Here is a 15,461-nt window from a genome sequence, read left to right on the forward strand (position 1 = left end):
TATTAGTATATTGTAAAAAGCTCAGTAAAAAATGACTAAAAAACTATAAATAATTTTAATAACTTATTATCTGTGCTGCTGCACAATATAAATTATTAAAATTCTAATCCAATATTTTTAGGAAAACTCAGTCAAAATAGTCAATCTATTATAATTACGTTATTTTTCTGATAATTCTAAAGCTTAGATATATCATTTTAGCAAAAATCAAAAAGAGCTAGAGGTCCAACCGATTATAATACGTCAAAGATAAAGATACTTTATAAATAAGTAAGAGAGAAAAATGTTTTGTCCTATTTTAGAACTTGCTAAACAGTTAATTAAACGACCATCAATCAGCCCTAACGATTTTGGATGTCAAACAATCATTGAAGATCGTTTAAAAACACTTGGTTTTATTGTTGAACAAATGCATTTTGGCGATACTTGTAATTTTTGGGCTTGGCGTGGCAAGCAAGGACGAACCTTAGCTTTTGCTGGCCATACTGATGTAGTTTCAGCTGGAAACATTCAACAATGGAACAGTCCTCCATTTGAACCAACAGTTAATAATGGGGTTCTCTACGGAAGAGGTGCGGCCGATATGAAAGGTTCACTTGCGGCCATGATCGTTGCTGTTGAGCGATTTATAATGCAACATCCTGATCATCGATTTCGGTTGGCATTTCTTATCACTTCTAATGAAGAGGGGAATTCCAAAAATGGGACATCTAAGGTAGTAGATGTATTAATGGGTCGTCAAGAACAAATTGATTACTGTTTAGTAGGTGAACCTTCTAGTAACCTACAAGTCGGAGATATTGTCAAAAATGGAAGAAGAGGGTCGTTATATGCTACTTTAGTCGTATTAGGTGTACAAGGACATGTTGCATATCCACATCTAGCAGAAAACCCTATTCATCGCGTGATACCAGTTTTAAAAGAACTTGTTGAAATTCAATGGGATAAAGGAAATGAATTTTTTCCGCCAACTACAATGCAAATAACAAATATTAATTCAGCAAAAAACAATAACAACGTTATCCCTTCTGAAATAGAAATAAAATTTAATTTTCGTTTTAGTACCGAACTAACAGACTTGATTATTCGTCAACGAGTGGAAGATTTAATGAAATATTATAAACTTCGGTTCCGTATTGATTGGCTGCTTACAGCTCAACCTTTTTTAACAAGTCAAGGTTTTCTAGTAAAAATTGTAGCAAGTGCTGTAGAACGTTATCAAAAGATTACACCTCGTTTGGAAACTAGTGGTGGAACTTCTGATGGACGATTTATTGTTCGTTTGGGTGCGCAGGTAGTAGAGCTTGGATTAATAAATTCTACGATTCATAAAGCTAATGAATGTGTTAAAGTTAACGACCTACAATTATTAAGCAACATCTACTATTATATCATGAAACAATTAATTTTATAATACAATTTCATTAGTTTCTAATTAAATCTTAAAAATTATTACAAAGACTCTCATGAAACATAGAAGCACTACGGTACGGATTTTTTAAAAAAAAATATATTTTTATTCTACTGTTACTGATTTAGCTAGATTTCTAGGTCGATCAATATCAGTTCCTTTAATTATAGCAGTGTGATAAGCCAATAGTTGAAGAGGTACAGTATAGAAAATAGGTGCTACAATCTTTTCTACATGTGGCATAGTAATAATTTTAACTTTTTTATCTTTGGTAAAATCAGAGTCTCGTTCTGAAAATATGTACAATAACCCACCTCTAGCACGTACTTCCTCGATGTTAGACTTGGTTTTCTCTAATAGCTCGTTATCAGGCGCCACAACAATAACCGGTGTTGTTGAATCAATTAACGCTAATGGTCCATGTTTAAGCTCCCCAGCGGCATAAGCTTCTGCATGAATATAAGATACTTCTTTAAGTTTTAGCGCTCCTTCCATTGCAATAGGATAAAGACTTCCACGACCTAAAAAAAACGCATGATGTTTATTAAAAAAACTTTTCGCTAGTGCTTTGATGGGTTTACTAAGTAATAAAACCTTTTCAAGTTGACTCGGAAGTGTTTGTAAAGCTAAAATAACATCTTTTACATCTCGATTAGTTATTGTTTCACACAAAAGACCAATATGAATTACTAAAATCAATAGCACTGCTAGTTGAGTGGTAAACGTTTTGGTAGAAGCAACACTTATTTCAATACCAGCGCGAGTCATTAACGACATGTCAGATTGACGTACCAACGAAGAACCAGAAACGTTACAAACAGCTAATAATCCAAGGTAGTTTAGCTTTTTAGCTAACTGTAGTGCTGCCAAAATATCAGCAGTTTCCCCAGATTGAGATAAAGCAATCAAAAGACTGTTTGAACGTATCACAGGTTTGCGATAACAAAATTCAGACGCAATATCTATGTCGCAAGAAATTCTAGCTAATGACTCAAACCAATATCTGGAAACCATAGCAGCATGATAGGATGTGCCACATGCAATAATATGTATGTGTTTTACCTGACTTAATATTGCGTTCGCAATTTTACTAAGTTCTGGTAACATTACCTCGAGGTTATTATTAAAACGACCTTCTAAAGTTTTTTTAATTGCTTTTGGTTGATCAAAAATCTCTTTTTGCATGTAGTGTTTAAATTTGCCTTTAGTTTCAGAATTGAGTGTTATTTCAGATTTAATTTCTGTTCGCTTGACTATTTGCCCTTCCTGATTCCAAATTCGTACAGTACGATGAGTTATTTCAGCGATATCACCTTCCTCAAGGTAAACAAATCTACGAGTTACAGGAAGTAATGCCAACTGATCGGAAGCTAGAAAGTTTTCTCCAATACCAAGTCCAATTACTAATGGACTGCCAGAGCGAATTGCAACCAGCACGCTCGGATTGTGACTATCTATGATAGCTGCCCCATATGCACCGCGAAGCGTATTGACTACTTGGTGTACTGCTTCCATCAACACGCCATTTTTTTTTCTTTGCCACCAATGAATCATATGTGCAATTACTTCAGTATCAGTCTCTGTAACAAAAGTATAACCATTCGTACGCAATTGTTCTCGCAGAAACTCATGATTTTCAATGATACCATTATGAACCACTACTATATGTCCGGAAATATGCGGATGTGCATTAATTTCTGTTGGTTTACCATGAGTTGCCCAGCGAGTGTGAGCAATTCCAATGTTGCCGAATAGTGGACATTCTCGGACCGCTTTAGTAAGTACATTAACTTTTCCTACACAACGTAATCTTTGCAAATATTTATTTTTATCTATCACTGATAGTCCGGCAGAGTCATAGCCGCGATATTCAAGACGACGTAAACCATCTAACAATATCTCGACAATATCACGTTGTGCAACTGCACCTATTATTCCACACATTTCGATTGTTTCTGATTAAGCTGGAAGCGTGAAAGATTATTAAAGTAAGAGTGTAAAGGAATTTACATAGGTATATACACAACGTGCCGCAATTATATATCTTCATTATTAGATTTACTTACCTACCAAATATAATAAAAATTATTTACGTGCAGCAAAAACAAGTGACTTCTTTTATTTTTTTTTCATTGGGCGCTTCCAATTATTAGTAATAGAAAATTGTCGAATCCGACTGATAATAGCTTCGCCTTCATTTACATCGTGTGTCACAGTGGTGCCAGCACCAATGGTTGCTCCATTACCAATACTTACTGGAGATATTAACTGACTATCAGAGCCAATAAAAACATCATCGCCAATATAAGTTTTATGTTTGTTTACCCCATCATAGTTACAAGTAATAGTACCAGCGCCAATATTTACCCTAGCACCGATCTCAACGTTTCCCAAATAGCTTAAGTGATTAGCCTTTGAAGCCTTACCTAGATGAGCTTGTTGCAATTCGACGAAATTGCCAACATGTGTTTTTTCTTCTAGATGGCTGCCAGAGCGAAGGCGAGCAAATGGACCAAGTACGCTCCATGCTGCTATATGTGATTCTTCAATAATTGTGTAAGGATGAATGGTTACATCATTTCCAACAACAACATTCGTTAAAACACAACCAGTTCCAATAGTAACTCTATCACCTAAAATAATTTGTCCTTTAAGGACTACATTAGTATCGATGAAAATGTCTTCTCCATGACATAATTCGCCACGAAGGTCAAAACGATCTGGATCGGATAACATTACGCCAGATAAAAGTAAATGTTCTGCTTTTTGCTTTTGTAAAAGACGTTCTAACTGTGCTAATTGCACTCTAGTATTAACGCCTTCTACTTCTTCTTTTCGTATAGGTTGTACTGTATTGATTTTACGTCCCTCGTTCCATGCTATAGCAACAATATCCGTTAAATAAAGCTCATTCTGTGCGTTTTTGTTAGTTAATTTTCTTAACCAACGCTTGATATCTTCGCTGCCGACAGCTATAATTCCAGTATTAACTTCTTTGATTTGTCTTTGTTGTTCACTAACATCTTTTTGTTCGATGATGCCAACTACTTCGTTATTAAAGCGAAGTATGCGCCCGTATCCCATAGGATTTTCCGTTACTCTTGTCAGTAAAGCAATTCCTCCATATGGACGAACCATCAGTAAAGATTTTAATGTATTAGAAGAAATAAGCGGAATATCGCTATATAAAATTAGAACATCCTCTCTATCACTTAAGAAAGGCATAACTTGTTGCACAGCATGACCAGTTCCAAGTTGCTCAGGTTGTAAAATCCAATTTAAAATTTTATTGTATTGAACAAGTTGCTCGCGCAATAATTGATTATCTTGATGATTGTAAACAAAATAGATAGAAGCTGCATCAAGTTGAATAGCAACATCAATCACATACTGAACCATGGGTTTTCCGGCAATTGGATGTAAAGCCTTTGGTAAGGAAGAAAACATTCGACTTCCTCGTCCTGCAGCAAGTATAATGACGCTCAGTGTCCGATTTAATTTGTCCATTTTGTACGGACCTCTTTATATGGTTCTTGAAAAAATCCCCAGTCATCGTGATTTTACGACCGGGGATTTTTTATTTTTAATTATTTTTTGTCAATTTAATGACACGTAGCTTTGCAATTGCCTTAGCTAAATTAAAAGAATATTCTGCATAATTAACATCCCCATTCTGAACACTTTTAATGCATTTTTCCGCTTTTAACTTAGATTTTATTGCTTTGTTTTCATCTAGGTCTTCACCATGGATAGCACTATCGGCCAATACGGTTACTCTTTTCGATTGCACTTCAAGTAAACCTCCAGATAGATAAATAAATTCTTTATAGATGCAATCGTGTTCTTTAACAATACAAATCATGCCAGGTTTAATGCTTGTAATTAATGGTGTGTGTCCAGGATGAATTCCTAATTCTCCTTCGCTGCCTGTTATCTGAATTTTTCTAACCATTCCAGAAAATATTTTTTTTTCAAAACTAATTACGTCTAGATGAAAAGTTTTTGAATTCATGTTCAAGATCCTTACGAATTCATAGTTTTTTGCTTTTTTCTATAGCCTCACTAATAGAACCTACCATATAGAATGCTTGTTCTGGAATATGATCACATTCGCCATTGATAATATTTTTAAATCCATGAATTGTATCTTGTAAGGAAACATATTTTCCAGGAAAGCCGGTAAATACTTCTGCTACAAAAAACGGTTGGGATAAAAAACGTTGAATCTTACGAGCACGTGATACTATCAGCTTATCGCTTTCAGATAATTCATCTATTCCAAGAATAGCAATAATATCTTTTAATTCCTGATAATGTTGCAAGATTGATCGCGTGTTACATGCTATATCATAGTGCTCTTGACCAACTACTAGTGGATCTAGCTGATGACTATTAGAGTTAAGAGGATCAATTGCTGGATAAATTCCTAGCGAAGCAATTTGACGACTTAAAACTACAGTAGCATCAAGATGGGAAAAAATAGTTGCCGGTGATGGATCAGTTAAATCATCTGCAGGAACATATACTGCTTGTACCGAAGTAATAGACCCAGTCTTTGTGGAGGTAATGCGTTCCTGCAATAATCCCATTTCTTCTGCTAATGTTGGTTGATATCCAACTGCAGATGGCATACGACCAAGCAAAGCTGAAACTTCAGTGCCAGCAAGAGAATAACGGTAAATATTATCAATGAAAAACAAAACATTACGGCCTTCTTCACGAAATTTCTCTGCTATAGTTAATCCAGTAAGCGCTACACGTAAACGATTTCCTGGTGGCTCATTCATTTGTCCATAGACTAAAGAAACCTTATTAATTACATTGGAACTCTGTATTTCATGATAAAAATCATTGCCTTCACGAATACGTTCGCCTACACCCGTAAATACAGAATATCCGGAGTGTTCAACGGCGATATTTCGAATTAACTCCATCATATTAACGGTTTTACCAACACCTGCTCCGCCAAAAAGACCAATTTTTCCACCTTCAGCGAAAGGACACATTAAATCAATAACCTTAATGCCAGTTTGCAATATCTTTTGAGAGGTTGTTAACTCTTGGTAACTGGGAGCCGAACGGTGAATAGACCAACGTTCTTTTTCTCTAATATCACCTCTCATATCTATTGGTTCCCCTAGTACATTCATAATACGTCCTAAAGTTGTCTCACCTACTGGCACTTCAATAGTTCGCCCAAGGTCAAGTACTTTTAAACCACGACGAAGACCGTTAGTGGATCCCATTGCGATACAACGAACTATGCCATCACCAAGCTGCTGCTCTACTTCTAGTATTAGCTTCTCATTATCATTGTTAACTTCAAGCGCGTTAAGAACTTTGGGTACAAAATTTTGTGGAAATTCAACATCAACCACAGTGCCAATAATTTGTACGATATTTCCAATAGTCATTTAACCCTCTACGTGATTTACCTTTAGTTTAAGACCGCTTCAGCTCCTGAAACAATTTCTGCTAACTCTTGGGTAATGCTAGACTGTCTAGCTCTGTTATAAATCAATTGAAGTTCTTGAATTAAATTACTGCTATTATCTGTTGCTAATTTCATTGCTACCATTCGTGCAGCCTGCTCGCTCACTAAATTTTCAATAATCCCTTGATAAATTTGCGATTTAACATAACGTTTTAATAAAAAATCAAGCAAAATCTTTGGATCTGGTTCATACAAATAATCCCAAGGTCTAATTCTTGAACTTCTTTGTTTTAACGATGAAATGGGTAAGATTTGCAAAATTTGTGGTTTTTGCGACATAGCGCCAATAAATGCATTATTGGCAATATAAATTCTATCTAATTTAACTTCCTCATAGGCTTTTAATATAATTTTTATCGGTCTAATTAATTTTGATAGTACAGGAACATCTCCTATGCCAATAGTCTGAATCATTGACTTGTATCCTATCGAATTAAAAAATGAGACTGCTTTAGATCCAATTAAGGCTAACTCACTCTTTGCGCCTTTTTGATCCCACTCCTTCATATGAATCAATACATTTTTAAATAAACTAATATTCAAACTACCAACCAAACCACGATCAGTTCCTATTACCAGATAACCAACATGTTTTACATTACGCTTCTCCAAATATAAATGCTTATAATTCAAATTCCTTGATATGAAATGCTCAGTTATTGTTTGAATTTTTTCTGCATAAGGACGAACAGCCTCCATTCGTTCTTGACTTTTACGCATTTTGGAAACGGCAACTTTTTCCATTGCTTTAGTAATTTTTTGCGTATGCAATAAGCCAATAGTTTTTTTGCGTATCTCTATTTTTGTTTCGATCATTTTTCTCTCTAAGTTGCAACTTGCACAACAAACATGGATCATATCTATACGTAATGATGCTGTTACCAACACTGAGTCTTTTTAAAAGTATTAAGAATATTTTTCATCCTATTTTCAATATACTCATTATAAATACCAATGTTGTTAATTTGTTGCATTAATTCGTTGTGTTCCCGGTCTGCATAAGATATCAACAAAGTTTCAAAGTCACCAACTTTTGTTAATTCAACATCTTCTAAATAACCATGCTCAGCTGCAAAAAGAATCAACGCCTGCTTAGCAATTGACATTGGTGCATATTGTTTTTGTTTCATCAGTTCAGCCATTTTTTTTCCATGACTTAATTGTTTACGCGTCGCTTCATCTAAATCAGAGGCGAATTGAGAAAATGCAGCTAATTCCCGATATTGTGCTAATGCGGTACGAATGCTACCAGATAATTCCTTCATTATTCTTGTTTGTGCAGCAGTACCAACACGAGACACTGAAATCCCAGGGTTTATAGCAGGACGCATGCCGCTATTAAAAAGACCTGATTCCAGATATATTTGACCATCAGTAATAGAAATTACATTAGTTGGGATAAATGAAGAAATATCACCAGCCTGAGTTTCAATAATCGGAAGCGCAGTTAAAGAGCCTGTTTTATTTTTTATTGTCCCATGTGTAAAGTTTTCAACATATTTACTATTAACACGAGCTGCTCGTTCTAATAAACGAGAATGTAAGTAAAATACATCTCCAGGGTAAGCCTCCCTTCCTGGAGGACGACGAAGAAGCAAAGAAATTTGACGATATGCTACAGCTTGTTTAGATAAATCATCATAAACTATTAACGCATCTTCGCCACGATTACGGAAGTATTCGCCCATAGTGCAACCAGAATATGGCGCTAAATATTGCAAGACAGCGGATTCAGACGCACTAGCGACGACAACAATAGTATTTTTTAATGCATCGTATTCCTCCAGCTTTTTTACTACACTGACTACAGCTGACGTTTTTTGTCCGATAGCCACGTAAATGCATCTAATTCCGCTATTTCGCTGATTGATAATAGTATCAATGGCTAATGTTGATTTGCCTGTTCGACGATCTCCGATAATGAGTTCTCGTTGGCCACGTCCAATAGGTATCATGGCATCAATAGATTTATAACCAGTTTGTACTGGTTCATTAATTGATTGACGTTCAATAACGTTTGGTGCGGTTGCTTCAACGGGTGAAAAATCATAATTTTCTAAAGGTCCTTTACCGTCAATAGGTGCACCTAAAGCATTTACAACACGACCAAGCAAACAGCGACCAGTAGGAACCTCCAAAATGCGACCTGTACATTTTACTTTCATACCTTCTGTAAGATCAGTACAAGGACCCATAACTACAGCACTTACACAGTCTCGTTCTAAATTGAGAGCGATAGCAAAACGATTATTACCAGGAAGAGCTATCATTTCTCCTTGCATAGCTTTAGTTATACCGTGTAGTCGTACAATCTGATCACTTATAGAAATAATAGTACCTTCGTTGTAAAACTCACTTGTTATATCAAATTTAGCTATGCGCTGCTTGATTAATTCACTGATTTCGGTAGAGTTTAATTGCATGTTTTAGTTCTCTTTAAGACTGCAAAAAATCTGATAGACAATTCAAATACCCACGTACACTACTATTTATTACCATATCGCCGGTTCGAATAATAACCCCCGCCACAATAGATGGATCAATTTTACAATTAAGTTTTACTTTACTCGAAAATCGATGCTGCATTATGGTCATAATTTTTACTAATTGCTCTTCTCTTAGAGAACTAGCAGAGATAATCTCTACTTCTATGATTTTCTCTTGCTCCATACGTAAAGAAATAAATTGTTTTAATACATTGGGTAGAACTATTAAACGTCTGTTTTTCGACATTATTTTTATTAAATTTTTTCCAGCAAAATCAAGGTTGTTTCCACAAATTGCGATAAAGATTTCTGCTTGTTTTTGATGTGAGAACGATCCCGATAACAATTTAGTTATTCGTTCATTGCGGCTTATCATAACACAAAAAGTTAATATTTCCTGCCAATATGATACAGATCGATGCTCAACAGCAAAATCAAAAACAGCCTTAGAATATGGACGGGCAATAGTCTCCATTTTAGAGGACCAACTCATAATATCTTCCATTTAATATTCAGCATATCTTTCTTATAATTTGGCGATGATCGCATCGATGATTTTTTTATCAGCGGCTCTGTCTATAGAATGATTAATGATCTTCTCAACGCCCGCTAAAATTAATGTAGTAACCTGATTGCGCAATTCTTCTCGTGCACGATTATATTCAGTTTCAATTTCTTTTTGAGATAATGCTAAAATTTTCTTACGTTCAACTTCCGCTTCGGATTTAGCTTCATATACTATTTTTGCTTTATGCTGGTAAGCCTGTTCAATGATTTTTTTGGCTTCCATTTTCATCTGTTCTAAAAAAGTAGCAGCTTCTTCTTTAGCGATCTCTAAATCTTTTTTAGTACGCTCGACAAACAATAAACTCTCAGAGATTTCTTTTTGACGTTTTTCGATAACAGCTATCAACGGTGGCCAAATATATTTCATACAAAACAAAACGAAAATAAAAAATGAAATGGCCTGGCCAAGAATTGTTGCATTAAGGCTCACTATAACTTCTCCTCAATAAAATTAAAATTAGCAATTCATTAAATCACTGTGCAAAATTTATGATCCTGCAGCAAACATTACATAAAGGCTCAGACCTACAGCAATCATTGGAATAGCGTCAACAAGACCCATAACAATAAAAAATTGCGTCCGCAACAAAGGAATCAAATCTGGTTGACGTGCAGCACCCTCCAAAAATTTTCCGCCCAAAATACCGATACCAATTGCAGCTCCTATTGCTGCTAAACCCACCATTATAGCAGAAGCCATATACAAAGAATCCATGCTCATATTTTCCATAAAAAACCTCCCAAAAAAATAAACATAAATTGACTAAAAATTCAAACAAATATCAGTGTTTTTCGAATGCTATCACAAGATAAATAATCGTTAGAATCATAAAAATAAAAGCTTGTAACACGGCAATAAAAATGTGAAAAATAGCCCAAGGAACGTTTAAAATCCACTGAAACCACCATGGTAATAAACCCGTAATTAAGATAAAGATTAATTCTCCTGCATACATATTGCCAAATAATCGTAAACCTAGTGAAATTGGTTTAGATAATAAGTTAACACTTTCTAACAGTAAATTAACTAAAATAAATATTGGATGTCCGCTAAATGGATGAAAAGTCAACTCTCTTAAAAAACCAAAAATTCCTTTTGAAGTCGTACTATAGTAAAGAATAAGAAAAAATACTCCTAACGACATTGACATGGTAACGTTTACATCGGTTGATGGAACTACACGCAATGCTGGTAAATTGAAAATATATTTAGCGAGACAAGGAAAAAAATCTATAGGGAATAAGTCCATCAAATTCATCAAAAATACCCATACGAAGATAGTTAGCGAAAGAGGCGCTATGAGTTTGCTTTTTCCACAAAAAACATCCCGCACGTTTTCGTCAACAAAAACAATTATCAATTCAACCAAAGCTTGAATTTTACCAGGTACACCAACGGTAGCTTTTTTAGCAAAAAACTTAAAAAATGTTAAAAAAACAATACCAAGCAGAAAAGAAAAAAGCATAGAGTCTATATTTAAAACCCAGAAAGATGAAGATGTATTAGAGTCGATTAACTTAAAAGTTCGAAGGTCAAGTTGAAGTTGATTTAAGTGGTGACGTATGTAATACTGCGCAGTACAAATTTCTTCAGACACGAACATAATTTTCCCTTTAACGATTCTACGAGATTACTTGATTATTCTCAAAAAATCGAAGCTATTTAGAAAACGAATTAATAATATAAATTTTAATGGAGCGAAACGATCTTTCTAATAAAGCTATTCAAATGTAAATAAATATAAGCTTAAGCATTATGAAATGGATCTTGAACTAGTTTATCCTAAAGATAATTAGGTCACAAAAACCTTTAATTAAAACAACATAATTTACGAGGTAACAGATCTATACAATTTTTACATATAAAAGAAAAAATTCGAAAAAAATCTTTTGCAGAAAAGAATAGTTCTTAAGAAAGAATCATGAATATTGTGTCTGAATAACATAACATTCTCGAAGAAATTTTAAAATCGTATTTGCAAAAGCAAACCCATAGAATAATCAATCCAATTTTAATCTAACACTGTCAATTTAGTTCAGTTAATTAATTAAAGTGCAGCAGAATGCACCCTATTTTTATAGATTAAAAATTAAAGTTATACAACTTTACGCAATTTTCTCATAGCTTTATTTCTTCTAAAGTTTCCTCACAAAAAAAGAATTTTAAAAAATTAAAAAATTTTTTGTCTTGTTCAAACAAGTTACATAAAGGAAATTTTTTTTAAAAAATTAAATGAAACTAGATGAGTAATTTAATAATCTAGTTTCATTTTCATACCAAAAAATTTGGCATTTTCCCCTAGAAAACATCTATGATATAGAACTAGAATATGGTGCTAACTGATAATAATTTCATACTTATCAATTCTATGGGTTAGCCTAACTAAAGCTAAATGTTATGATAGCATTCGATAATAAGACTATAATATTAGCTTGATACTACCATTAATGCAATTAAATATCGTGCATCTTTAGGGAAGAACTCTTTTAAGATAATTTCTTAACCTGGACATCAAGCGTTGTAGTACAATTTCTGAGTCTTTTTTTTAGCCAGATTAACAGTATAGAAATTGCAGCTGGCGTTATTCCAGAAATACGTGACGCCTGTCCAATAGAGTTCGGCTTATAATCATTAAGCTTAGCAATTGTTTCGTTTGACAAGCCTTTTACAATGCTGAAATCCATTTCAGCAGGAAAAGTAATATGTTCATTGCACATCTGTCGCGCTACTTCTTCTTGTTGACGAATAATATATCCTTGATACTTAATTTGAATTTCAACCTGCTCCGCCGTCTGACTATCAGAAAGTGCTGATTCTGGATCTATCAAACGGCACAAGCAATTATAATTTATTTCTGGTCGTTTAAGTAGTTCTTCAGCATTTATCTTATTTTTAAGAGGTTCTTGAAGCAATAAATTTAGTTGTTCAGCATACTTATTTTTAGGAAAAATCCAGATATTACGTAAACGTTGCCGTTCTTTCTCAATTTGCTCTCTTTTAATACAAAATTGTTTCCAACGGATATCATTAACCATTCCTAATTGTCTTCCAATTTCAGTTAATCTAAGATCAGCATTATCTCCCCGTAATAACAGGCGATACTCAGACCGAGATGTAAACATACGGTAAGGCTCTTTAGTCCCAAGTGTCATTAAATCATCTATCAATACACCAAGGTACGCTTGATCACGTCGTGGAAACCATCCATCTTTATCCATCGATAATCTAGCTGCATTAAGCCCAGCAAGCATACCTTGTGCAGCAGCTTCTTCATAACCAGTGGTTCCATTAATTTGTCCGGCAAGAAATAATCCTGCAATTAACTTGCTCTCCATAGTTAATTTAAGATCTCTTGGATCAAAAAAATCGTATTCAACCGCATATCCTGGTCGAACAATATGTGCGTTTTCTAACCCTTTTATAGAACGAACAATCTCTGTTTGTACCTCAAAAGGCATACTAGTTGAAATCCCATTTGGATAAATTTCATTACTGGTTAGTCCTTCTGGTTCTAGAAAGATTTGATGAGAAGTATGATTTGCGAAACGTACTACTTTATCTTCAATGCTTGGGCAATAACGTGGTCCGATACCTTTAATTATACCTGCATATATAGGACTTCGATCTAAGTTTTTTCGAACTATTCTATGAGTATTTTCATTGGTGTAAGTGATATGACAAGGAACTTGACGCGGGTGTTGATCTTTTGATCCCAAAAAAGAAAAAACTGGAATTGGATTATCGCTATGTTGTTCCGCTAACTGTGAAAAATCAACACTACGTATGTCAATACGAGGTGGAGTACCAGTTTTTAATCGATTTATTCGAAAAGGTAATTCTCGTAAACGACGAGACAGAGAAATCGAAGATGGGTCATCCGCCCTTCCACCATGATGATGATTCATTCCAATATGAATTATTCCATCAAGAAAAGTTCCAACAGTTAATATGACAGCACGAGCATAGAATTTAAATCCCATTTGAGTAACGACACCTTTTACTCTATTTCCTTTCATGATTAAATCTTCAACCGTTTGTTGAAAAATAAACAAATTAGGCTGGTTTTCCAATATACTACGTACCGCTTGCCGATATAGAATACGATCTGCTTGAGCGCGAATGGCTCTGACGGCAGGCCCCTTACTAATGTTTAATATTTTAAATTGAATGCCAGACCGATCTATAGCTTGCGCCATAAGCCCCCCCATCGCATCAATTTCTTTTACTAAATGTCCTTTTCCAATACCACCAATCGCTGGATTGCAAGACATTTTTCCTAATTCATTAACATTATGTGTTACGAGCATGGTTTGACATCCAATCTGAGACGATGCCATTGCCGCTTCTACACCAGCGTGTCCTCCTCCAACAATAATAACATCAAAATTATGATAAGACATGATCACTTTCCTTGAAAAAGATTGTACATAGCCTTTTCTAAAGGAAAAGCTACTGAAAAGTGGAAAAGAAAAAAATTAAAAAATCAGTTATATTATCAATATTCTTACGTTTTCAAACAAAAATTGTTGTAAATAAAAACGCAAAAAATGCGTATAACATAAATATTTATTGTCTAAATTAGAAAATTTATTTCAAGAAACACTATAAAGTTATAAGTAACTTGTTAATTGTAACCTTGAAATAATAAAAACTTTTAATTTTATCAAAATAACGTTCTATCAAAACTTCATAAAAAATTGTTGTTTTCGTTTAATAGGCTTTTTCTTATTGAAGAAGCTTTTTAAAAAAAACCACTTTTACAAGGTTATTTTGCACTCATCTACGTCTCTACGTAGAAAAAATAATGCATAGCGCCGGAGAATTTGGCAAGTAAAATGTATTGTTGTGTTTTTTTACTTGTTTTTTTAATTATCGAAAATTGGATTCAAACAAACAGACGATAGTAGTTGTATATTTTAAAAACTTCTTCTTTTAAAACTCAAAAGAAACTTAAACAACTAAGCAACAAGAGTTTTATGCATAGCTTCGTTATAAGTTTTTTGGAGACTAAGTTAAAATCTTTGATTTAAAATCATTTTAATTCAAAAAAATTATTTTTTCGATAAAAAATCTATCATTTTAAAAAATACAAGTTATGACTAAGATAATTTTCAAAATTTGGAAGATCTTTTAACATGAAATTTTTATATTAAAAATAAGGCAAAATTCTTCCAATTACATTATTTAATGTGCAAAAAATAGTTAATTTTAATCCAATTGAATAAACTAAGACGTTAGGTACTGGTACTACATAGCTATAACGAAATTTATTTAATTAATCTATTTAAAGAATTAAAAAATAAAAAAATAATTTTAAACTTCTTTAGAGAAGGAAAACTTTTTGATCAAACAGTCGCTTATCTTTTTGTAAGAAAAAATTTTTCATCAAAATTATTCTTCTTTTTAAGAAAAATTCACATAAATTGACCAAATCTTATATGTCAGGATCAAAATTTTACCTATTCATCATAAATATCAAAGAACCTTTTTACAATCAAAAGT

The 15,461-nt window shown here is 33.7% G+C and carries 12 protein-coding genes; 1 reads left to right on the top strand and 11 read right to left on the bottom strand.

The features are described from left to right. The first annotated feature begins 283 nt into the window (after positions 1 to 283). Complete coding sequence (dapE, locus tag JK145_RS02205) at positions 284 to 1,414, top strand: succinyl-diaminopimelate desuccinylase (RefSeq protein ID WP_220665205.1); 1,131 nt, start codon at positions 284 to 286, stop codon at positions 1,412 to 1,414. A gap of 102 nt (positions 1,415 to 1,516) precedes the next feature. Here dapE and glmS read toward each other — a convergent pair whose 3' ends face one another. From glmS to mnmG, 11 genes are all read right to left on the bottom strand, one after another. Then, entirely contained in the window at positions 1,517 to 3,355 is a 1,839-nt protein-coding gene (gene glmS, locus JK145_RS02210) for a glutamine--fructose-6-phosphate transaminase (isomerizing) (RefSeq protein ID WP_220665206.1), read from the bottom strand. A gap of 174 nt (positions 3,356 to 3,529) precedes the next feature. Next, positions 3,530 to 4,918 carry a bifunctional UDP-N-acetylglucosamine diphosphorylase/glucosamine-1-phosphate N-acetyltransferase GlmU gene (glmU, locus tag JK145_RS02215; RefSeq protein ID WP_220665207.1) on the bottom strand — a complete coding sequence of 463 codons (1,389 nt, stop codon included), beginning with the start codon at positions 4,916 to 4,918 and terminating at the stop codon, positions 3,530 to 3,532. Between the two features lie 76 nt (positions 4,919 to 4,994). Then, positions 4,995 to 5,423: a F0F1 ATP synthase subunit epsilon gene (locus tag JK145_RS02220; protein WP_220665208.1), complete on the bottom strand. Its 429-nt coding sequence runs from the start codon at positions 5,421 to 5,423 to the stop codon at positions 4,995 to 4,997. Between the two features lie 19 nt (positions 5,424 to 5,442). Next, positions 5,443 to 6,825 (bottom strand): F0F1 ATP synthase subunit beta, encoded by a 1,383-nt coding sequence (gene atpD, locus JK145_RS02225; RefSeq protein WP_220665209.1) that lies wholly within the window; start codon positions 6,823 to 6,825, stop codon positions 5,443 to 5,445. A gap of 23 nt (positions 6,826 to 6,848) precedes the next feature. Beyond that, on the bottom strand, positions 6,849 to 7,721 hold the full coding sequence (atpG, locus tag JK145_RS02230) for a F0F1 ATP synthase subunit gamma (protein WP_220665271.1): 873 nt from the start codon (positions 7,719 to 7,721) through the stop codon (positions 6,849 to 6,851). A 62-nt stretch (positions 7,722 to 7,783) separates the two neighbouring features. Next, complete coding sequence (gene atpA / locus JK145_RS02235) at positions 7,784 to 9,328, bottom strand: F0F1 ATP synthase subunit alpha (RefSeq protein ID WP_220665210.1); 1,545 nt, start codon at positions 9,326 to 9,328, stop codon at positions 7,784 to 7,786. 13 nt (positions 9,329 to 9,341) lie between these two features. Continuing rightward, positions 9,342 to 9,884 carry a F0F1 ATP synthase subunit delta gene (gene atpH / locus JK145_RS02240; RefSeq protein ID WP_220665211.1) on the bottom strand — a complete coding sequence of 181 codons (543 nt, stop codon included), beginning with the start codon at positions 9,882 to 9,884 and terminating at the stop codon, positions 9,342 to 9,344. A gap of 33 nt (positions 9,885 to 9,917) precedes the next feature. Beyond that, positions 9,918 to 10,388 carry a F0F1 ATP synthase subunit B gene (atpF, locus tag JK145_RS02245; protein ID WP_220665212.1) on the bottom strand — a complete coding sequence of 157 codons (471 nt, stop codon included), beginning with the start codon at positions 10,386 to 10,388 and terminating at the stop codon, positions 9,918 to 9,920. Between the two features lie 57 nt (positions 10,389 to 10,445). After that, positions 10,446 to 10,688 (bottom strand): F0F1 ATP synthase subunit C, encoded by a 243-nt coding sequence (gene atpE, locus JK145_RS02250; RefSeq protein WP_220665213.1) that lies wholly within the window; start codon positions 10,686 to 10,688, stop codon positions 10,446 to 10,448. Positions 10,689 to 10,740: 52 nt separating this feature from the next. Further along, positions 10,741 to 11,562: a F0F1 ATP synthase subunit A gene (atpB, locus tag JK145_RS02255; protein WP_220665214.1), complete on the bottom strand. Its 822-nt coding sequence runs from the start codon at positions 11,560 to 11,562 to the stop codon at positions 10,741 to 10,743. A gap of 883 nt (positions 11,563 to 12,445) precedes the next feature. Further along, positions 12,446 to 14,359, bottom strand: coding sequence for a tRNA uridine-5-carboxymethylaminomethyl(34) synthesis enzyme MnmG (mnmG, locus tag JK145_RS02260; protein ID WP_220665215.1), 1,914 nt, complete (start codon positions 14,357 to 14,359; stop codon positions 12,446 to 12,448). Positions 14,360 to 15,461 lie beyond the last annotated feature (1,102 nt).

The organism is Sodalis sp. CWE, from assembly GCF_019646055.1.
Taxonomy (GTDB): domain Bacteria; phylum Pseudomonadota; class Gammaproteobacteria; order Enterobacterales; family Enterobacteriaceae; genus CWE.